Origin of the sequence: Bartonella sp. AP3QHHD (assembly GCF_042195765.1) — a bacterium.
Lineage (GTDB): Bacteria > Pseudomonadota > Alphaproteobacteria > Rhizobiales > Rhizobiaceae > Bartonella.
The window spans coordinates 53436-74859 of record NZ_JBHIPC010000049.1; the positions used below are offsets into that span (position 1 = coordinate 53436).

General features: G+C 40.3%; 17 protein-coding genes. 8 read left to right on the top strand and 9 right to left on the bottom strand.

Translation table 11 applies throughout. The features are described from left to right. Positions 1-27 precede the first annotated feature (27 nt). The 3 genes from ACFIL7_RS02940 to ACFIL7_RS02950 form a co-directional block, all read right to left on the bottom strand. On the bottom strand, positions 28-399 hold the full coding sequence (locus tag ACFIL7_RS02940) for a helix-turn-helix domain-containing protein (protein ID WP_375683332.1): 372 nt from the start codon (positions 397-399) through the stop codon (positions 28-30). A gap of 365 nt (positions 400-764) precedes the next feature. Then, positions 765-1130: a helix-turn-helix domain-containing protein gene (locus tag ACFIL7_RS02945; RefSeq protein ID WP_375683333.1), complete on the bottom strand. Its 366-nt coding sequence runs from the start codon at positions 1128-1130 to the stop codon at positions 765-767. A gap of 365 nt (positions 1131-1495) precedes the next feature. After that, positions 1496-1861, bottom strand: a complete 366-nt coding sequence (locus ACFIL7_RS02950; RefSeq protein ID WP_375662276.1) for a helix-turn-helix domain-containing protein — start codon at positions 1859-1861, stop codon at positions 1496-1498. 1388 nt (positions 1862-3249) lie between these two features. Here ACFIL7_RS02950 and infA point away from each other — a divergent pair. From infA to ACFIL7_RS02970, 4 genes are all read left to right on the top strand, one after another. Then, the gene (gene infA, locus ACFIL7_RS02955; protein ID WP_004857577.1) at positions 3250-3468 is read left to right on the top strand and encodes a translation initiation factor IF-1; all 219 of its coding nucleotides are present in this window, start codon (positions 3250-3252) and stop codon (positions 3466-3468) included. A gap of 242 nt (positions 3469-3710) precedes the next feature. Continuing rightward, positions 3711-4424 carry a Maf family nucleotide pyrophosphatase gene (locus ACFIL7_RS02960; RefSeq protein ID WP_375611669.1) on the top strand — a complete coding sequence of 238 codons (714 nt, stop codon included), beginning with the start codon at positions 3711-3713 and terminating at the stop codon, positions 4422-4424. A gap of 21 nt (positions 4425-4445) precedes the next feature. Then, on the top strand, positions 4446-4730 hold the full coding sequence (gene yacG, locus ACFIL7_RS02965; RefSeq protein WP_375611670.1) for a DNA gyrase inhibitor YacG: 285 nt from the start codon (positions 4446-4448) through the stop codon (positions 4728-4730). Positions 4731-6017: 1287 nt separating this feature from the next. Next, the gene (locus tag ACFIL7_RS02970; RefSeq protein WP_375674740.1) at positions 6018-7226 is read left to right on the top strand and encodes an MFS transporter; all 1209 of its coding nucleotides are present in this window, start codon (positions 6018-6020) and stop codon (positions 7224-7226) included. Between the two features lie 428 nt (positions 7227-7654). On the opposite strand, the gene ACFIL7_RS02975 is transcribed toward ACFIL7_RS02970, so the two are convergent. Next, positions 7655-8026, bottom strand: coding sequence for a helix-turn-helix domain-containing protein (locus ACFIL7_RS02975; RefSeq protein WP_375681374.1), 372 nt, complete (start codon positions 8024-8026; stop codon positions 7655-7657). Between the two features lie 1340 nt (positions 8027-9366). On the opposite strand from ACFIL7_RS02975, the gene ACFIL7_RS02980 reads away from it, so the two are divergent. Then, a complete protein-coding gene (locus ACFIL7_RS02980) occupies positions 9367-9504 on the top strand; it encodes a hypothetical protein (protein ID WP_375683334.1) in 138 nt (45 codons plus the stop codon). 274 nt (positions 9505-9778) lie between these two features. Here the strand turns inward: ACFIL7_RS02980 and ACFIL7_RS02985 are convergent, their stop codons facing one another. Next, entirely contained in the window at positions 9779-10810 is a 1032-nt protein-coding gene (locus tag ACFIL7_RS02985; RefSeq protein WP_375683335.1) for a DUF3472 domain-containing protein, read from the bottom strand. 458 nt (positions 10811-11268) lie between these two features. Between ACFIL7_RS02985 and clpB the strand changes: the two genes are divergently transcribed. After that, positions 11269-13848: an ATP-dependent chaperone ClpB gene (gene clpB / locus ACFIL7_RS02990; protein WP_375683336.1), complete on the top strand. Its 2580-nt coding sequence runs from the start codon at positions 11269-11271 to the stop codon at positions 13846-13848. 421 nt (positions 13849-14269) lie between these two features. Here clpB and ACFIL7_RS02995 read toward each other — a convergent pair whose 3' ends face one another. Both ACFIL7_RS02995 and ACFIL7_RS03000 read right to left on the bottom strand, forming a co-directional pair. Then, positions 14270-14641: a helix-turn-helix domain-containing protein gene (locus ACFIL7_RS02995; RefSeq protein WP_375683337.1), complete on the bottom strand. Its 372-nt coding sequence runs from the start codon at positions 14639-14641 to the stop codon at positions 14270-14272. Between the two features lie 370 nt (positions 14642-15011). Beyond that, positions 15012-15383: a helix-turn-helix domain-containing protein gene (locus ACFIL7_RS03000; RefSeq protein ID WP_375683342.1), complete on the bottom strand. Its 372-nt coding sequence runs from the start codon at positions 15381-15383 to the stop codon at positions 15012-15014. Positions 15384-15918: 535 nt separating this feature from the next. Between ACFIL7_RS03000 and ACFIL7_RS03005 the strand changes: the two genes are divergently transcribed. Both ACFIL7_RS03005 and ACFIL7_RS03010 read left to right on the top strand, forming a co-directional pair. Then, complete coding sequence (locus ACFIL7_RS03005; RefSeq protein WP_375643223.1) at positions 15919-16044, top strand: hypothetical protein; 126 nt, start codon at positions 15919-15921, stop codon at positions 16042-16044. Positions 16045-16558: 514 nt separating this feature from the next. Then, a complete protein-coding gene (locus ACFIL7_RS03010) occupies positions 16559-17794 on the top strand; it encodes an MFS transporter (RefSeq protein ID WP_375683343.1) in 1236 nt (411 codons plus the stop codon). A 1008-nt stretch (positions 17795-18802) separates the two neighbouring features. Here ACFIL7_RS03010 and ACFIL7_RS03015 read toward each other — a convergent pair. Continuing rightward, positions 18803-19171 carry a helix-turn-helix domain-containing protein gene (locus ACFIL7_RS03015; protein WP_375683344.1) on the bottom strand — a complete coding sequence of 123 codons (369 nt, stop codon included), beginning with the start codon at positions 19169-19171 and terminating at the stop codon, positions 18803-18805. Between the two features lie 1698 nt (positions 19172-20869). Continuing rightward, positions 20870-21238: a helix-turn-helix domain-containing protein gene (locus ACFIL7_RS03020; RefSeq protein WP_375633315.1), complete on the bottom strand. Its 369-nt coding sequence runs from the start codon at positions 21236-21238 to the stop codon at positions 20870-20872. Positions 21239-21424: the final 186 nt, after the last annotated feature.

Below are 21424 nucleotides of genomic sequence, written 5' to 3' on the forward strand. Positions count from 1 at the left end.
GAATAATATTAATTGTTACTCTTTTGCTTAATCAGAAATCAGCCACAAGATTGCTTTTTGTTTTTTCGGCTGGAGCTCTCTAAAATTTTTCAAAAGAGTGTTTTCTTTTTCGCTGTATGTTTCTTGATCATGGTGTGAGGCAATTTTTTCTACTGAGACATCTTCTTTTGTCACAATATCTGCATAAAAAAAGCTTATGGGAACTTCCAGTTTTTGGGCGATTTTGAGTAAACACCCTGCGCTTACACGATTGAAGCCTTTTTCATATTTTTGGATTTGTTGGAAACTGACACCTAAATAGCTTCCTAATTCTTTTTGGGAAAGCCCCATGGCAATTCTTCTTTGACGGATTCTTTTGCCTATCAGAATATCGATAAAATTTGGATTTTTGGTTTGCACTTCAAGCCCCCCTCCGGTTGCGAGCGCCCTCGCATTGGTATTCCGGGAGTCAAAAATACTGAACCTAAATCAGCTTTTTGCTTTTAGTGCTCATCGCACCTGGACATAGCAAAAACTCCCGGAATTCCGGGATACCCACAAAAGTGGGATAAATTCATGTTTTAGGTTTCGGGTTTTTGATCCCCTATTGATCGTTGCGTAGACGACCAAAGTTACAGTATTCATTTATAAGGTAATTTCAGGAGATTGGCAAGAAAAATCAATATCCCATAAAATGGCGTGATTTGGAGGGGTATGGAGTGCTGGTTTGAATTTGACTTTTAAGGGGATATAGAATGGAATAATATTAATTGTTACTCTTTTGCTTAATCAGAAATCAGCCACAAGATTGCTTTTTGTTTTTTCGGCTGGAGCTCTCTAAAATTTTTCAAAAGGGAATGTTCTTTTTCGCTGTATGTTTCTTGTTCATAGTGTGCGGCATGTGTTGAAAGATTTTCTTTTGTGGCAATGTCTGCATAAAAAAAGCTCATGGGAACTTGTAGTTTTTGGGCGATTTTGAGTAAACACCCTGCGCTTACACGATTGAAGCCTTTTTCATATTTTTGGATTTGTTGGAAATTGACACCTAAATAGCTTCCTAATTCTTTTTGGGAAAGCCCCATGGCAATTCTTCTTTGACGGATTCTTTTGCCTATCAGAATATCGATAAAATTTGGATTTTTGGTTTGCACTTCAAGCCCCCCTCCGGTTGCGAGCGCCCTCGCATTGGTATTCCGGGAGTCAAAAATACTGAACCTAAATCAGCTTTTTGCTTTTAGTGCTCATCGCACCTGGACATAGCAAAAACTCCCGGAATTCCGGGATACCCACAAAAGTGGGATAAATTCATGTTTTAGGTTTCGGGTTTTTGATCCCCTATTGATCGTTGCGTAGACGACCAAAGTTACAGTATTCATTTATAAGGTAATTTCAGGAGATTGGCAAGAAAAATCAATATCCCATAAAATGGCGTGATTTGGAGGGGTATGGAGTGCTGGTTTGAATTTGACTTTTAAGGGGATATAGAATGGAATAATATTAATTGTTACTCTTTTGCTTAATCAGAAATCAGCCACAAGATTGCTTTTTGTTTTTTCGGCTGGAGCTCTCTAAAATTTTTCAAAAGGGAATGTTCTTTTTCGCTGTATGTTTCTTGTTCATAGTGTGCGGCATGTGTTGAAAGATTTTCTTTTGTGGCAATGTCTGCATAAAAAAAGCTCATGGGAACTTGTAGTTTTTGGGCGATTTTGAGTAAACACCCTGCGCTTACACGATTGAAGCCTTTTTCATATTTTTGGATTTGTTGGAAATTGACACCTAAATAGCTTCCTAATTCTTTTTGGGAAAGGCTCACGGCAATTCTTCTTTGACGAATTCTTTTGCCTATCAAAATGTCGATAAAATGTGGATTTTTAGCTTTCACTTCAAGCTCCCCTGCCGGTTGCGAGCGCCCTCGCATGAGTATTCCGGGAGTCAAAATACTGAGCTCTAGTCAGTTTTTTTGCTTTTAGTGCTTAAAGCACCTGGACATAGCAAAAACTCCCGGAATTCCGGGACACCCACAAAAGTGGGCTCATTTTACGCTAGAGCTTAGGGTTTTTGAATCCCTCTTGATCGTTGCGTGGACGATCAAAAAACATTTTTTAATTTGTAAAGTAATTTCAGAAGATTGGCAAATGAAAATAGTTTTTATTTATAAACTTTATTTTTTAATGAGAGGCTTTCCGCCTCTCAAACTCTCCGGAACGCTCACCAAAATCATGAGATCAGACCCGCGTTTAATGAGGGGACTAACAATCCTAGGTTCTTAAGGTCAAGGAGACCATTACATGGCGCCTAACGGCATCCTTGACCCCCAGAACTTAACGGCTTGTTTTGTCCCTCTCACGCGGCTCCGAAATCATGATTAGAAGGGGAGCTTATAGGGGGGTGATATCAGGCATATCAATTTATCAAGGTGTTTTTTAGAGTGTATGATGAGTATTTTAGGCTGGATTTTTTTGTCGCATTTGATGAAATAATCTCGTTTGAGGGTGGGTGATCTGAAGTGCTTGGGGGAGATTGGCTAGGCAAGAAGCTGGGGTAATACTATTGTTTATAGAGTGGTGCGGTGTGGAAGTTTCATTTGGCTTTATTCTGTAAATATGTAAAAGCGTAAAAACGGAAATGTGCAAAAAAGGAAAAGGCTTTATGTCGTTAGAGGCGTTGTGGTTAATGATACGCAATGTATAGGGATCGTGTTTCGAAGGTAGGAAAAGAAACATAAATGGAAGGAGTGGCTTAGAGGAAGCGTGTGAAGAGAGAGAAAATGGGGAAGGCTTTATGGGAAATGCGTAGAGTATGAAGTGTGGGGCGGTGAAGCATGTTGTGAATGGTGTGAAGAATGGAGAAGGTTTTTGAGAAAAGGAAGGGCTTCTGGCGTCGGGGAGTGGTGTTTATCTGAAGGGCGCATGTTTAAGGTGTGGAAGGTGAGGAAAAGTTGGAGGGAGGATGATTGTTCGTAAGTTGTGGAGGGATTAGTCAGAGGTGTTGGGAAAATGCTTTAGGGGAAAAAATTAGCGTAATTTCTTGTCACACTGAAACCAAAATCATCATAAAAATTGGAGGAAATTAGCGGGTAAAATTGGTGGAAAAAAAGTTTTGATTCTTAAGGTGTGGGATGACGTTTTTTGAGAGCATGGAAGAGTAAACTTGAAAAACCTTTCCCTTTTTGTGGAATTTTTATTCACAAACTTAAGAAAATAGGGTATGAACGCTGGAAATAACGCGCAGCTTAACAAAATATGTGCACTGTAAAGGAAATGTTTGTTTATGTCAAAAGAAGAAGTTTTAGAATTTTCTGGTATCGTTACTGAACTCTTACCTAACGCGATGTTTCGTGTGAAACTGGAAAATGATCATGAAATTATTGCTCATACCGCTGGTAGAATGCGGAAAAATCGTATACGGGTGTTGGCCGGTGATAAAATCATGGTGGAAATGACACCTTATGATTTGACAAAAGGGCGTATTACATATCGCTATAAGTAGCCTCGTGGGTGGCTTGCACTTTTTTCTAAAAGCTATCATATTATTTCTATTATTTTTTAACAGTTTTTTAGTTTGCTTTTCATGAGTGAAAAAAGGGGAGTGTTTGAAGAGCCTTGAAAAACTGTAAAATCGATGCGGAAAAAGGATAAGGAGATCAATAGCGCTTAAAAGGGAGGCTAAAGGGGCGCTTAAAAGGGGGTGCTTAAGGGGGTGAGAGGGAAGTCGATTGTGAAGGGGTGGAAATGAGAAATATAAGAGAGTGGGGGGAAAAACGTTTGGCAGATACTCTTACAGAAGAAATTCATTTGGTGCTTGCCTCCGCTTCGCCAAGGCGTTTAGCGCTCTTGGCACAAATAGGGATTGATCCCCAGCAGGTTTATGCAAGCGATATTGATGAAACGCCAAAATTAAAAGAACATCCTGCAAACCTTGCCAAACGTTTGGCAAAAGAAAAAGCACTGAAAGCCCAAAAAATTTTGCGCTGGTACAGTCAGAATGGTCAAGACGAGTTGCAGAATGGTCAAGAAAAATTACCTGGACAGAAAATGATTATCTTGGCGGCTGATACGGTGGTGGCTGTTGGGCGGACCATTTTCCCCAAACCAGAAAGCGAGGATGAGGCTTATGAATGTTTACGATACCTTTCTGGGCGTTCGCATAAGGTCTATGGTGCCATTTGTGCGCTCAATGAACGTGGAAAAATAACCGTAAAATTGGTTGAAAGTCGTGTTCGCTTTAGACGCTTAACCTCTGCCATGATGAAGGCTTACCTTGCTTCAGGAGAATGGCAAGGGAAAGCGGGTGGCTACGCTATCCAAGGAAAAGCAGGGGCTTTTGTTGTCCATATCACGGGTTCTTATTCTAATGTTGTGGGATTGCCTTTGGCTGAAACAGCCGATCTCTTGACCGCTTATCACTATCCACTTTTCACTCATTGGGCTGAACAAACGCATTAGAAAAACTTTAAGGTAAGATCAATGCAAGGTGAAAAGCAACAAAAAGAGAAAAGCAAAAATGAAAAAAAAGCAACAGAAGAAAAGTTAATGAAGAAGCCAATGACAAAGGTGTGCCAAGAACAAAAAGAGCTAAATTTGCAAAAAGAGACCCGTCCTCCGCATCCTTGTCCTATTTGTGGTCAGATGTCACAAAAATCTTCTTATCCTTTTTGTTCCACACGGTGCCGAGCTATTGATCTTAATCGTTGGCTTTCAGGCTCTTATATTTTACCACCCCCACCACAAGTAAGTGATGAAGAAGAATAAAGAGTTCTCTTGAGAAAGAACGCTAAAGCGTTTTTTTTGTGTGGAAACTGAAGGGGAGGCGCGCGGGATTATCGTAAATGTATTTAAGAGCTGGATTAACGGCTTGCTTATTATCGTCATTCGCAAAGACGCAGATTAAGTTCAATCAACGATGGAAGTTTTAATACATATCTAAGACTTATCTCCAGAGGTTTTGTTTACCATGGATAATTATAAATTGCTTTGTTGCATGAAGGTCGATGGAGCTTTGTTGCGTGAAAGTTGTTGGTGCCTTTAGGGTGTGAGGAAAAATTGATAGTCCAATCAGTATTGCTAACGAAAAAAGAGGGGTGCGTGTTTTGGTGCAAAGAGACGTGGTAATAAAAAGTTGCTTGTTGGTGCTTTGTTGCGTGAAAGCTGTTGGTGCCTTTAGGGTGTGAGGAAAAATTGATAGTTCAATCAGTATTGCTAACAAAAAAGAAGGGGTGCGTGTTTTTGTGCAAAGAGACGGGGCAGTAAAAAATCGCTTGTTAGTGCTTTGTTGCGTGAAAGTTGTTGGTGCCTTTAGGGTGTGAGGAAAAATTGATAGTTCTATCAGTATTGCTAACGAAAAAGAAGGGGTGCGTGTTTTGGTGCAAAGAGACGGGGTAACAAAAAATAGCTTGTTGGTGCTTTGTTGCGTGAAAGTTGTTGGTGCCTTTAGGGTGTGAGAGAAAAATTGGTCATCTAATCAGTATTGCTAACGAAAAAAGAGGGGTGCGTGTTTTGGTGCAAAGAGACGGGGCAGTAAAAAATCGCTTGTTAGTGCTTTGTTGCGTGAAAGTTGTTGGTGCCTTTAGGGCGTGAGGAAAAATTGATCATCTAATCAGTATTGCTAACGAAAAAGAAGGGGTGCGTGTTTTGGTGCAAAGAGACGGGGCAGTAAAAAATCGCTTGTTAGTGCTTTGTTGCGTGAAAGTTGTTGGTGCCTTTAGGGCGTGAGGAAGAATTGATCATCTAATCAGTATTGCTAACGAAAAAGAAGGGGTGCGTGTTTTGGTGCAAAGAGATGGGGCAGTAAAAAATCGCTTGTTAGTGCTTTGTTGCGTGAAAGTTGTTGGTGCCTTTAGGGTGTGAGGAAGAATTGATCATCTAATCAGTATTGCTAACGAAAAAGAAGGGGTGCGTGTTTTGGTGCAAAGAGACGGGGTAACAAAAAATAGCTTGTTGGTGCTTTGTTGCGTGAAAGTTGTTGGTGCCTTTAGGGTGTGAGGAAAAATTGATAGTTCAATCAGTATTGCTAACGAAAAAGAAGGGGCGCGTGTTTTGGTGCAAAGAGACGGGGCAGTAAAAAATCGCTTGTTGGTGCTTTTGCTGGGTAATGGCGTGGTGTCATTTGGCGGTTGGATTGATTATATCGTGATTTTGACCGTATCTGTGTTCACGTGGAAAGCTGATCAATATGATGTCGCTTTTATTGGAGCGGCAACATTATTACCTGGTATCGTTCTGTCTAAGCCAATTGGAATGTTGGTAAGTCACCGTTCTATGATCTATTGGTTGCGGGCGTCACTGCTGTTACGGGCACTCTGTACTGTCGGTTTATTGATGGCGACGAGTCTGCAAGGATTTATTATACTGGCAGTTATTCGAGCGACATTCAACAGTCTAGCCATGCCTGCAATTTCCGTTCTCAGTGCAAATTCGGTGCCTGAAAACGGACGGACTCGTTACTATTCTGTGCTTAACATGATCAATAGCGCGGCAAAGATGATAGGACCTGCTTTGGGGAGTGCTCTGTCTGTACTTTTATCAGATACCTATACTTTATTGTTTTCTGGATTTTTGACATTGCTAGGCTTTATGGTGTTTTGTTGTCTTGGTGCACAACCTGTCTCGTCGCTCATGATAAAAACAGCGAATACCATAAAATCAAAGCAGAGGCTTTATGGGACAACTTGGTATGCCTATGTGGCGGTGATGTTTGTGTATTTTGCCATGATCTTTATGGTGAATAATCAGTTGCCGGTTATTCTTAGTGCAATGAAAATGAATAAACAGGCTCTTGGGATGCTGGTATCGGCTTCGGCAATCGGTAATTTTCTCTATGGATTTTGGAGTGTGAAACAATCAAAGTATAAACCCCTTACAGGCAAAATATCAGAGTTGTTAATGCCGGCAATGTCAACAATGATTGGTTTTGTCATGATCTCAGTGTGCTTTTTTTACTTTGATTTACTCCGTATTGAGACTTTGTTGCTCTGTTTTTTCCTTATTGGAATGGTTAGCGCTTACTTTTCCATATCTTCTAATGTTTATCTGGTAAGCAATTTCAATGAACAGATTGGATTGGCTTCCGGATGGGTGCAGTCTATACAAAATTTAGCTATGTTGGTGGCGCCGTTTGTTGGAGCGTTTGTTTTAGGTCACACTTCGGCTGGAAAATTGTTCCTTCTTTCTGGATTGAGTGGATTATTCTGTTTATTGGCTATCAGGATATTGCTGAACCGTTCTTTGTTAATTGTTCGATCTCAATGATTGGCTCATCAATAAAACAAATGTTTTAAATCATTTTTCTGAGATTTAGAGGACGTGGAGATAATCCAACATAGAGCAGCTTTTTTGACGTTATAGGTTTAATCTTTGATTTTTACTTAAACGCTCATATGTTTTTTTCGGGGCTTTGCCTTCTTGATACGGTTCCACTGTCTCGTAAACGCAATAGGGGGCATGGTTTTGAGCGACAATGTCATTTTTGTTTAACTCCGCTTTGCTACGAATAGCCAAACTTAAAAAACTCAGCTGCCAATCCTTAATCAGCTTGACTTGAAGCAATAATGGAAACAGAAAACGAGGAGCTATAGTGTGAATTATCTTATATGCCGTAAAATATCATTCTTGGAGGTATGGTGATATCAGGTATGGGAAACTTTAGGCAGGGGGTATGTTGATTGTTGTGCTTTTGCTTAATCAGAAATCAACCACAAGATTGCTTTTTGTTTTTTCGGCTGGAGGTCTCTAAAATTTTTTAAAAGGGTGTGTTCTTTTTCGCTATAGGTTTCTTGATCACGGTGTGGGGTATTTTCTTTTGTTGAGATATCTTCTTTTGTAGCAATGTCTGCATAAAAAAAGCTTATAGGAACTTCCAGTTTTTGGGCGATTTTGAGTAAACATCCTACGCTTACACGATTTAAGCCTTTTTCGTATTTTTGGATTTGTTGGAAACTGACACCTAAATGGCTTCCTAATTCTTTTTGGGAAAGGCTCATTGAAATGCGTCTGTGGCGGATTCTTTTGCCTATCAAAATGTCGATAAAATGTGGATTTTTAGTTGGCACTTCAAGCCCCCCTCCGGTTGCGAGCGCCCTCGCATTGGTATTCCGGGAGTCTGAAAACACTGACTTGACTCAGCTTTTTGCTTTTAGTGCTCATCGCACCTGGACATAGCAAAATCTCCCGGAATTCCGGGATACCCGCAAAGCGGGATAAATTCATGTGTCAAGTCTTCGGGTTTTCAGTTCCCTATTGGTCGTCGCGTATATGACCAAACTTACAGTATTTATTCATAAGGCAATTTCAGGAGATTGGCAAGAGAAATGAAAATAATTTCAAAGACTATAAAATTGGGTACTTTTTAAAAAAGTGCGAAATATGGATTATAAATCGCGTTTTTTGCTTAATCAGAAATGTCGATAAAATGTGGATTTTTAGTTGGCACTTCAAGCCCCCCTCCGGTTGCGAGCGCCCTCGCATTGGTATTCCGGGAGTAACAAGTACTGAACCCTAGTCAGCTTTTTGCTTTTAGTGCGGAAACGCACCTGGACATAACAAAAACTCCCGGAATTCTAAGGATATTCGCAAAAGTGGGCTCAATTGTACGTTAGGGTTTAGGGCTTTTAGTTCCCTGTTGATCGCTGCGTAGACGATCAAACTTACGATATTTATTCATAAGGCAGTTTCAGAAGGTTGGCAAGAAAAATGAAAAATTTTCTATTCTGTTATACCGTAAAACGGCGCTATTTGAAGGAGGAGTGAAGAGCTTGAATATTCAGGGTAGGGCTTGATTTGTTGAGCCTGGTGAAGTGCTGTCTTTTTTGGGGGGTGGAGACTGTAAGGTACTAGGCAAAAAGCTGGGTTCGTTTTCAGAACAGTGTTTACAGTGCAGCGCGGGTGGTGATGTGGAAATTTTATTTGGCTGACTTCTGTAATAACGTAAAAGCGTGAAAACGTATATCCGTAAAATAATGCGGAGGATTTGTACTGTGTGTATGCTTTTATCATGGCGTGGAATGTGGTGAGAGTAGGGGGATGCATTTGTGAATGGAGCGGGGAAAGCTGGGATGAAAAGGGGTGTTAAGTGCGTTTTCTGGAGAAGAGTATGTGGAGAATATTGGGAGGAAGGGCTTATTTGTCTTGTCTGATGAAACAGCATTTTTTGATATGTGGGATAGCCATATGAAATAATCAGCAGGGGAATCTAATAGACAAGAAAATCAGATTTTTACAGAGCAGTGTTTACAGAGCAGTGCGTGGGGTGAATCTTTCGTTGGCTGTTTTCTGTAATGATGTAAAAGCGTAAAAATGTGAATCTGTAAAAGTGAAGAGGAGGATTTATGGATTTATGCATTGTGCGTGTTTTGGGGGCACGTTGGGTTTTTGCATGGATGGGGTGAGATAAATGGGGAGAGAACGAGCTTGTGAATCGAGGAGGGAAGCTGGAATGAAGAGTGCTGTAAGTCGTGAATGTGTGATGGGAGAGAAAAAGGGGGGCGTGGAATGGAGAGAGTGCCTATGGACAAGGGGAGGGTGTGGATAAGAGGCGGGGGTAGTGCAAAGGGATGCGTGAAGGGATGGTGTGAGGGTGATAGAAGAGGGAGGTGAGGATTTTATTAAAGGGTGTTGTGGTTTTGAAAGGGGGTGAGAATGGAGAAAATGCCCTGGAAAGTCTGGTGACGAGGGAAGTTAAAGGGATGAGAGCAGGGCTCGAAAAAATAACTGGGAAAGGGAGCCGTGGTGGGGAAATGAAAAAAAACTTTCTCACCCCCAGTTGTTTTCAAAGGGGAGTGAGGGGCTTATCAAGAAGAAAAAAGCTAGTTTCTTTTCATAATCTTCCAAGTTTTTCCATCAGACATATACATAATCTTTTGACCTGTGGTTATCTTTTGTGTGCCGTGAGTGGTGTGAAGTGTAGAACTGAAAGCCGCTAGATGATCTATAAAGATTGATTTCCACTTAAATGAATCAGGAGATGGCAAAAAGATATTGGGTGCCCAAGAACGATTTTTTGAACGAATAACGACAAGCTCTTTTTGTTTCAAGATGTTAGAAATTGTTTCTGCAGACAGATCTTTCTCATTGGAAATTTGTATTTCTGGTTTAGTAGTAGGCGAGGCTAAACCTCCAAAGTCGCTTATACTTGTCATGCAAAAGTTGGATGTACATGATGTTTGGATGAAGTCAGAATCTTGACACTTTCCTTGATTAGAAGCTTTCAGACTCCCTTCGTGTAGCTTGTTTTGTTTTATGCCTTGAGGCTCAAAAAAAATCGAACTTTGCGGACTTAAATCATAACAGGAGGAGAGATGTCTCTTCCAACGAGAATGGTCTTCAACAAAACTTGAAGATTTACGGAGTTGTCCAAATGTATTTGGTACTTCTATGGTCCCAATATTCACTTTTTTACCCGTTATAAAATCGACTACTGTCGCTGTAACTAGATTTCCATTTTTTTCAACATATAATCGATATCTGCGTCCCATCTCCCATGGAAAGTTAATTTCACATCGTACTCCTGAACCTTCCTGAGTAAAATGCTTACATGTATTACCCTTCCATCCAGTTGCATTCCAGATAGAAAAATGAATGGTACGGCCGCTCCTGTTGAAAAAACCAATTTGTCCACTTTTTCCATTTTGGAATTCAAATTTATTTCCCCAGAAATAGATGGAGTTAGGCCCACCATCGTAATTTACTTGCTGGGTGAAAACAAATAGATCAAATGATGCATTTTTAAGCCATTCATGCTCTATTGTAATAACTTTGCCGGCAAAAACGGCATAGCTTGGTTTACTTATCAGAAGGAATAAAAGTATTAAAATAACCTTTTTTACAGTATGGTACATACTCAAATCCTCTATCTTAATAAAAATAGTGTAACTTTATAAGTATTAAAGCACATATTCAATGTTTTGTTAAGTAAAATTAGAGAAAATACTTTAATGTTTACTCTAAACTATATGCTGTAAAGACTACTTTGTTTAAAGTGTTTTTGCATGCTCCTTTTCTGCTGTTCAAATTTAAGTTTTAATGGTGGAATTTAGGGGTGATGGTTTAAAAAGGGGAGTGATGATGGGGGGTATAAGAAAAGTTGCGGTTTTTATTTAAAATGATAGCGTATTTTTTTTCTCCCTCTTGCTATGAGGCTTGTAGAAACCCATATTCTTTTTAGCACTATGGTTCTTCTTCTTGCTGCTTTTTTCGCGGTGTTTTTTAGAGGCTGGATAATCCTTTCTGGATGTTTCTTTTGTGGAATATTGGAGAGGTTAAAGTGTGGTGATGGCTTGAGATTTAAGGAAAAAAAATGAACTTGGAAAAATATAGCGAACGCGTGCAGGGTTTTTTACAATCAGCACAAAATAGCGCTCTTGCTTCTGATCATCAGCAGTTTTTGCCGGAGCATTTCCTGAAAGTGTTGTTAGACGATTCTCAAGGATTGGCTGCATCGCTTATCCAAAACGCTGGTGGTGATCTTACTCTTATTCAAAAGGCGCTAAAAGAAGCACTTGATGCTTTGCCTAAAGTGCAGGGGGGAAATGGACAGCTCTATCTTTCTCAGCCATTGGCAAAAGTTTTCGCGCTGGCTGAGGATATTGCGAAAAAAGCCGGTGATCAGTTTGTGACCGTGGAGCGCATGTTGCAAGCGCTGATCATGGAAAAGACCGCAAAAACAGCCGATATTTTAACAAGTGGAGGATTGACCCCGCAAGCGCTTAATCGGGCAATTAATGCGCTGCGGAAAGGAAAAACAGCAACAAGCCCCCATGCTGAAGGACAATATGATGCCTTGCAAAAATATGCCCGGGATCTCACAAAAGATGCCCGTGAAGGAAAACTCGACCCTGTGATTGGGCGGGAAGAGGAAATCCGCCGCACTATTCAGGTGCTTTCACGGCGGACCAAAAATAATCCCGTGTTGATTGGTGAGCCTGGGGTGGGGAAAACAGCTATTGTGGAAGGGTTAGCTCTGCGCATTGTTAATGGCGATGTGCCTGAAACTTTGCGGGATAAACAGCTTCATGCGCTGGATATGGGAGCGCTTATCGCTGGTGCAAAGTATCGTGGGGAATTCGAAGAGCGCCTTAAAGCGGTGCTGGCAGAGGTGCAAGCCGAAAATGGACAGATCATTTTGTTTATTGATGAATTGCACAATCTTGTTGGCGCTGGAAAATCTGATGGTCCTATGGATGCTTCTAACTTGTTAAAGCCTGCTCTTGCACGCGGAGAACTCCATTGTGTGGGCGCTACTACGCTCGATGAATATCGAAAATATGTCGAAAAAGATGCTGCTCTTGCACGCCGCTTTCAACCTGTCTTTGTACCGGAACCCTCTTTAGAGGATACTATCTCTATTTTGCGCGGTATTAAAGAAAAATATGAACAACATCACAAAGTGCGCTTGGCTGATAGTGCTTTGATTGCGGCGGCGCGTTTGTCTAACCGCTATATTACAGATCGTTTCTTGCCGGATAAAGCTATTGACCTTATCGATGAAGCGGCGGCGCGTTTGCGCATGCAGGTCGATTCAAAGCCGGAAGAACTCGATGCTGTTGATCGGCGTATTTTACAGTTGAAGATCGAACGGGAAGCTTTGAAAACAGATGTCGAGCCAACAGCAAAAGAACGGTTGAAAAATGTGCAGGAGGAACTGAAAACATTGGAACAACAGTCCGCTGAGATGACAAGTGCTTGGCAGGCTGAGAAACAAAAATTAGGGCATGCTGCTGATTTGAAAAAACAACTCGAAGAAGCTCGTAATGCTTTGGCTATTGCACAACGTGATGGACAATTCCAACGCGCTGGAGAGCTCGCTTATAGCGTTATCCCTGAACTCGAAAAACAATTGAGTATTGCGGAAAATGATGACCAACAAAATCATCTCGTTGAAGAGACGGTTACTGCTGAACATGTGGCGCGGATTGTTTCACGCTGGACCGGTATTCCTGTTGATCGAATGCTGGAGGCAGAACGGGAGGCGCTGTTGCGGATGGAAGATGAAATTAGCAAACGTGTGATTGGTCAGGGAGAGGCTGTTCAAGCTGTTTCTCGTGCTGTACGTCGTGCGCGTGCAGGGTTGCAAGATCCCAATCGTCCGCTTGGCTCTTTCATGTTTTTGGGTCCTACTGGTGTGGGAAAAACCGAATTAACCAAAGCTCTTGCCGCTTTTCTTTTCCAAGATTCCAATGCCATGTTGCGCATTGATATGTCAGAATATATGGAAAAACATGCTGGGGCGCGGCTGATTGGGGCACCTCCTGGATATGTTGGATATGAAGAGGGTGGGGTGCTGACCGAGGCTGTACGTAGAAGACCTTACCAGGTCATTCTGTTTGACGAAATTGAAAAAGCACACCCTGATATTTTTAATCTCTTGTTGCAAGTGTTGGATGAGGGACGCTTGACGGATAGCCAAGGCAGAACTGTCGACTTTCGTAACACTTTGTTGATTATGACCTCAAATCTTGGTGCTGAGTTTTTAACTGCTTTGCCTGAAGGGCAAACAACCGATCAGGCAAAAAATGATGTTATGAATGTCGTTAAAGCGGCTTTCCGTCCTGAATTTTTAAACCGTATTGATGAGATTATTCTCTTTCAAAGGCTGCAACGTCACGATATGGAAGCGATCGTTGATATCCAGATACAACATTTGCAAAATTTGCTCAATGAACGCAAAATAACTTTGCAAATCGAGCCAGAGGTGAGAAAATTTCTTGCCGATAAAGGCTATGATCCCCTTTATGGTGCACGACCGCTTAAACGGATTATCCAAAAGGAAATTCAAGATCCATTGGCGGAAAATATCTTATTTGGAAAAATTCACGATGAGACAACGGTGAAAATTACAAAACAAGGAGATCGGTTGGAATTTTTGCCTGAAGATTAAGTTTGGAAAAATTCATGGTATAAAGGGCGGTGATAATCCTATTATGCGATAAAACACCGCTCTTTGAAGCGTGCTGATTTAGAAAGATCACGATGAGACAAGCGGTATTTTATTGCAAAGCAAAGGGAGTGGCTGGTGTTTTTGCATGTTAAATCAGCGTTTTCGAATATCGTAGGATTCTTTTACTTCTGTTTGTCGTGAAAACTATTTTCTTGCAATGTTATAAGTGAAGTCACAAGCGGGATTGCTTTATTGCTTTATTGCTTTATTGCTTTGTGCGTAAAAGCGTTAAAGAGAAATGCCGTTTATCCGCCGTAAAACATTGCTCTTTGAAGGGGTGTGGGGAGCTGATCTGAATTTGACTTAAGGATGTTTTGTTGTTTGATATATTAACAAATAATGTTGATCGTTGCGCTTTTGCTTAATCAGAAATTAGCCACAAGATTGCTTTTTGTTTTTTCGGCTGGAGTTCTCTAAAATTTTTCAAAAGGGTGTGTTCTTTTTCGCTATAGGTTTCTTGATTGTGGTGTAAGAGGGTTTCTTTTGTGGGAAGATCTTCTTTTGTGGCAATGTCTGCATAAAAAAAGTTCATAGGAACTTCTAGTTTTTGAGCGATTTCCAGTAAACATTTGGCACTTACACGATTGAAGCCTTTTTCGTATTTTTGGATTTGTTGGAAACTGACACCTAAATGGCTTCCTAATTCTTTTTGGGAAAGCCCTATTGCAATGCGTCTATGACGGATTCTTTTGCCTATCAAAATATCGATAAAATGTGGATTTCTAGTTGGCACTTCAAGCCCCCCTCCGGTTGCGAGCGCCCTCGCATTGGTATTCCGGGAGCCTGAAAGCACTGACCTCGAATCAGCATTTTGCTTTTAGTGCTCATCGCACCTGGACATAGCAAAAACTCCCGGAATTCCGGGATATCCGCAAAGCGGGATAAATTTATGTTTAGGTTTCGGGTCTTCAACTCCCTATTGATCGTTGCGTGGACGATCAAAATCACACTTTAAGTGATAAAGTAATTTCAGAAGATTGGCAAGAAAAATCAAGAATTTTCTATTCTATTATGCCGTAAAACATTGCTCTTTGAAGGGGAGCTGGTTTGAATTTGACTTAAGGGGGATATGAATGGAATAATGTTGATTAGTGCGCTGTTGCTTAATCAGAAATTAACCACAAGATTGCTTTTTGTTTTTTCGCTTCGAGCTCTCTAAAGTTTTTCAAAAGAGTGTGTTCTTTTTCGCTATAGGTTTCTTGATTGTGGTGTAAGAGGGTTTCTTTTGTTGAAAGATTTTCTTTTGTGGCAATGTCTGCATAAAAAAAGTTCATAGGAACTTCTAGTTTTTGAGCGATTTCTAGTAAACATTTGGCACTTACACGGTTTAAGCCTTTTTCGTATTTTTGGATTTGTTGGAAACTGACACCTAAATGGCTTCCTAATTCTTTTTGGGAAAGCCCCATGGAAATGCGTCTGTGGCGAATTCTTTTGCCTATCAAAATATCGATAAAATGTGGATTTCTAGTTGGCACTTCAAGCCCCCCTCCGGTTGCGAGCGCCCTCGCATTGGTATTCCGGGAGTTAAAAACACTGACTTGACTCAGCTTTTTGCTTTTAGTGCCAAAGCACCTGGACATAGCAAAATCTCCCGGAATTCCGGGATACCCGCAAAGCGGGATAAATTTATGTGTCAAGTCTTCGGGTTTTTAATCCCTATTGATCGTTGCGTAGACGATCAAAATTACACTTTAAGTGATAAAGTAATTTCAGAAGATTGGCAAGAAAAATCAAAAATTTTCTATTCTATTTATGCCATAAAACACTGCTCTTTGAAGGGGTGTGAAGAGCTAGAATATTTGAGGGCAGGCCTTGATTTGTTGAGCCTGATGAAGTGTTGTCGTTTGAGGGGGGTGTCTGAAGACTGTAAGGGTACTAGGCAAAAAGCTGGGTTCGTTTATAGACTATTGTTTATAGAGTGGTGCGGGGTGGTGAACCTTTCGTTGGCTTTGTTCTTTAAAGATGTAAAAGCGTAAAAACGTATATCCGTAAAAGTGAAGTGGGGGATTTATGGATTTATATATTGTGCGTGTTTTTGGTCACTTTGGGCTTTTGGGGGCGTGGAATGTGGTGCGAGAATTGGGGGGAAGTGTTTTCATAAATGGAGGGGGAAGCTGGAGGGAAGAGGGGTGTTAAGTTGTTAAGTGTGTGATGGGAGAAAAAAGGGGGAATGGAGGATGAAGAGAGTGCGCATGGATAGGGGGAGAGTGTGGGTAAGGCGGTGGTGCAAAGAGATGCGTGAAGGATGGCGGCTTTAAGAAGATAGGGCTTGATTTGTCGAGCCTGATGACGTGCTGTCGTTTGAGAAGTGGTTGGGTGTAAGCTTTATTTTGTGGGGAAAGTTGCTTTTTATTGTGGGATTGTAGACTAGTGCTGGTTGGGAATTTTCATTCTTTGAGACGTGGGGTGGAGGTCAATGTAATAATATGGAAGATTGTGATCTCATAATTTTTACATTCTTTCTTTTTTTAAAGATATTACTTGATATTAGAGTAAATGCTTATATCAAGAGGAGTATTTCTTTAAAAATTTTCACTTAACTTATTAAGCGATTTATTAGAATAAAAGACTCTTCTGAAGTTCATATCACCAATTGTAGCGAAGGAAGTGTAACTTTAAGTGTAGCAAAGTTTAATATCGGATGGTTGATATGAATTTGTTTTTAAAAAAGAGTCCATTAGCTCTTTTTTGTTCTCTCTTTATTTCCAAAGTTGGTGATTATGCTTATGAAGTTGTTTTTATTTTACTGGTCTTAGAATTAACAGATAACACCTTTTTTACAGGTCTTGTGTATTTTTTTCGATTTATCCCTTTTCTCTTTTTTGGCCCTATAGGAGGTTGGTTAGCGGATAATTTTTCTTTGAAGAAAAATATGATCTTAAGTGAAGTTGTTAGATTATTAGCTTCATTGTTTGTTTTTATAACTTATATAACAGGTACGGCACATATCATTGTTCTTATTTTTGCAGCAATATGTACAACGATAGGAAGAAGTATTTTCCAACCAAGTTTTCAAGCTGCTATTCCCAGAATGTTTTCAATAAAAGATCTTACAAAGGCCAATAGCATTGCTCAAATTATCATGGAAACGGCAGCCGTCATTGGCCCTTTGGTTTGTTCCATACTGCTTTTTTTAGCAAATAAATCGGTAGTACTCATTTTTGATTTTTTTACCTATTTTATATCTATTATCGTGTTATTTAATCTCATGAATTTAAATTCAAGCGAGAATAAATCATTCAATTTTATAAAAATTTATCGAGAAACAGCTTCATATCTTAAATATATTTCTACAGAAAATAATAATTTATTTATTACGCTCGTTGGCTCATCGTTTGCTATTCTCTTTACGGGTGCAATTTTAAGATTTTTAATTCCAGCTTTTGTTCTTTTTGTGGGGGGAGAGGAGAGCCTTGTGAGTTATATTTTTTCTCTCATGGCTGTTGGAACTATTGTTGGTGGTTTGTTCTATAGTAAAATTATATTAAATATTACATCGTTGAAGCTCATGATATTTTGGCTTCTTTATGGGGTTATCCTGTTTGTTATGCTTTTAGCTGCTGGACTTTATTTAAAATTCCTTCTCGTGTTAGCATTTGTTTTAGGATTTATTGGTGCCTTTGTGGATATTGGTTTAGTCTCAGCTATTCAATTATATTCTCGTCGTGAAGATTTTGGTAAGAGTTTTGGAACCTTTTCAACTTTAGCGAACTCTGCCGAAGCAATGTCTGGCTTTATTGCTGGACTTTTGGCACTCGTGGGATTGTTAAGCTCTTTTTTAGCTATGTCCGCATTAATTATTTCCACGGGAATTATTGGCGTTGTAAAAATTAAGAAAAATAAAGAGTTAACACCTCTTAACACGACAGTCGATGACGACCATTGATATATTTGATATCTCCATGCCGTTTCTTTTTTCTAAAGACGGTTCGCTCATTATCTTATTCATGAGGTAAAAACACTGCTCTTTGAAGGGGGTGATCTGAAACGAATGAGTGGTCAGTGGTGGAAACTTGCTAGGCAAGCATTTGAATTCTTTACAGACCGTTGTTTATAGAGTGGTACGGGGCGGTGAACCTTTCCTTGGCTTCGTTCTGTAATGATGTAAAAGCGTAGAAATGTGAATCTGTAAAATGAAGCGGAGGATTTGTGCTTTGTGAGAGCTTTTATCATGGCATGGAATGTGGTGGGAAGGATTGGGGGAAGTGTCTTCGTGAATGGAGGAGAAAGTTGGGATGAAGAGTGCTGTTGAAGTGCGTTTTCTGGAGAAGAGTGTGTGGGGAATGGCTGTGAACAGATTGCAGAGTTGATGTGTAAAGAGATGTGAAGAGAGAAAAATTGTGGTTGGCGTTTATATTCTATGCGGAGCTTAACAATTATAGTTGCATCTATATTTGTATGGGGGACATTCGTGAAGTGGGTGTGAGAAGCATTGAGAGGTGTTTTTTTTTAATAAGTGGGTGAATGAGCAATACAATGAAAGCCTATTTAGAGGGGAAATCCTATTTAGAGGGATGCCTATTTAGGAGAAATCCTATTTTAGCTCTTGTTGTTTTAGACATTGTGTTTTGTATGAGGGGCATTTTGCAGGAAAGGTGTTTTGAGGGATGTGGCTCCCTTAAAGAAAAACACAAAAATATCAAAAGAAAAATATAAAAACTTGACAAGGTAAATGTAAAAAGGTATCATAATGATACAATCGGAATTGTGCGTTTAAATTAGATGAGATCTTTTGATAAGATTCTGTGAGAGGGGTGGGGATGTTTTTCCAAGGTTTTGGTGTTTGTTATCCTGTGATGTCGTAAACCGTTTTTTGAGATGTGGTGATATCAGGCGGGCAAGGCTTTAGGCAGAGGGGAATATTGGCAAAGGATGTCGATTGATGCGCTTTTGCCTAATCAGAAATTAACCACAAGATTGCTTTTTGTTTTTTCGCTTCGAGCTCTCTAAAGTTTTTCAAAAGTGCGTGTTCTTTTTCGCTGTATGTGTCTTGATCGTGGTGTAAGGCATGTTCTTTTGTGGGAATAACTGCTGTTAAAAGGTCCGCATAAAAAAAGTTCATAGGAACCTCTAGTTTTTTAGCAATTTCGAGCAAACACCCCGCGCTTACACGATTAGATCCTTTTTCGTATTTCTGGATTTGTTGAAAACTGACACCTAAATAGCTTCCTAATTCCTTTTGAGAAAGCCCCATTGAAATGCGTCTGTGACGGATTCTTTTACCTATTGAAATGTCATTAAAATGTGAATTTTTAGTTTGCACTTCAAGCTCCCCTCCGGTTGCGAGCGCCCTCGCATGAGTATTCCGGGAGTTTGAAAGCACTGAGCTCAGCCAGCCTTTTGCTTTTAGTGCTGACAAGCACTTGGACATAGCAAAAGCTCCCGGAATTCCGGGATACCCGCAAAGCGGGATAAATTTATGTACTGAGCGTTCGGGCTTTCAAATCCCTATTTGACCGTTGCGTGGACGATCAAAAACACAGATCAATTCATAAGGCAATTTCAGAAGATTGGCAAGAAAAATCAAAATAATTTCAAAGACTATAAAATTGGGTACTTTTTAAAAAAGTGCGAAATCTGGATTTTTAGTTTGCACTTCAAGCTCCCCTCCAGTTGCGAGCGCCCTCGCATGAGTATTCCGGGAGGTTGAAAGCACTGAACTCAAATCAGCTTTTTGCTTTTAGTGCTGACAAGCACTTGGACATAGCAAAAACTCCCGGAACTCCGGGATACCCACAAAGTGGGGTAAATTAACGTTTGAGTTTTCGGGCTTCAACTCCCTATTGATTGCTGCGTAGACGATCAAGGCACCTTTTGAGTGATAAAGTAATTTCAAGGGATTGGCAAGAACAATTAAAAGATTTGGAAAATGAGAGCATTTTTTTGTATCTTAAAAATTATCTCATTATATTCTTATGCCTTATGCAGTAAAATATTGTCATTTGAGGTAGGGTGAGATGGAGGCATTAGAGGCAATGATATGCCGTCGAGAGACCTTCAAGCATATCAATTTATACGGTGCTTTTTGTGAGAGTGTCTGGATATTGGAGGGTAGGGGTTATCTGTCCGTGTCTGGTGAAACAGCATTCTTTGAGGGGTGGTGAGAGGTGGTTGCCCAAATGCAATGTGCTCGATAAAAAGTGGGATTGTTAACAGACTCTTGTTTATTGAGTGGTGGGTTAGTTTGGAAATTTTGTTTGGCTGCCTTTTGTAAAGATAGAAGAGCGTAAAAACGTGAATCCGTAAAAGTGAAGTGAAGAATTTATGCGTTGTATGCTTTTGTCTTGGCATGGAATGGGGGGAAAGGACTGGGGAACGAGTCTGCAAATGAAGTCGAAAGCTAGGATGCAGAATGTGAAAATTGGCGCTGTGGGAGAAGCTTTTTGGTGTGTGTGAAGCTTTGTCTTTTGGGTGGAGTATTTGATTCGAAGCGGAATTGATCGGTATTTGTAGGAGCTTTCGCTCTTTGTGTTGGAGAGGGATGGGTGTAAGAATATTCAGAAAAGGCTTGCTTGTTGAATCCATTTTTTGAGGGGTATGGTGTGCTGATCTGTCTGAGTGGTTGGTAGGAGGAAACTGCTACAAGATGTTGGATTCTTGACAACGCAGTGTAAGATGCTGGGGGAAAAGTTTCATTTGGTTGCTTTCTGTAAAGATGTAAAAGCGTAAAAACGTGAATACGTAAAAGTGAAGTGAAGGATTTATGCGTTGTATGCTTTTGTCTTGACATGGAATGTGGTCGGAGAACTAGGGGACGCATTTGTGAATGGAGCGGGGAAAGCTGGGATGAAGAGGGGTATAAATCGCGTTGACTGGAGAAAGGTGTGTGAGGGAATATTTTAGGGCAGGGCTTATCTGTCTTGTCTGATAAAATTGCCTTCTTTGAAGTGTCGTGATCTGAAGCTTATATTTTAAGGATGTTGGATATATTGGCGAGGGATGTTGATGGGTGTGCTTTTGTCTAATCAGAAATCAACCACAAGATTGCTTTTTGTTTTTTCGCTTCGAGCTCTCTAAAGTTTTTCAAAAGTGCGTATTCTTTTTCGCTGTATGTGTCTTGATCGTGGTGTAAGGCATGTTCTTTTGTGGGAATATCTGCTGTTAAAAGGTCCGCATAAAAAAAGTTCATAGGAACCTCTAGTTTTTTAGCAATTTCGAGCAAACACCCCGCGCTTACACGATTAGATCCTTTTTCGTATTTCTGGATTTGTTGAAAACTGACACCTAAATAGCTTCCTAATTCCTTTTGAGAAAGTCCCATTGAAATTCTTCTATGACGGATCTTTTTACCTATTGAAATGTCGTTGAAATGTGAATTTTTAGTTTGCACTTCAAGCCCCCCTCCGGTTGCGAGCGCCCTCGCATTGGTATTCCGGGAGTAGTAAAGTACTGAGCTCTAGTCAGCATTTTTGCTTTTAGTGCTTATCACACCTGGACATAGCAAAAACTCCCGGAATCCCGGGACACCCACAAAGTGGGTTCATTCTTACGCTAGAGCTTAGGGCTTTACTATCCC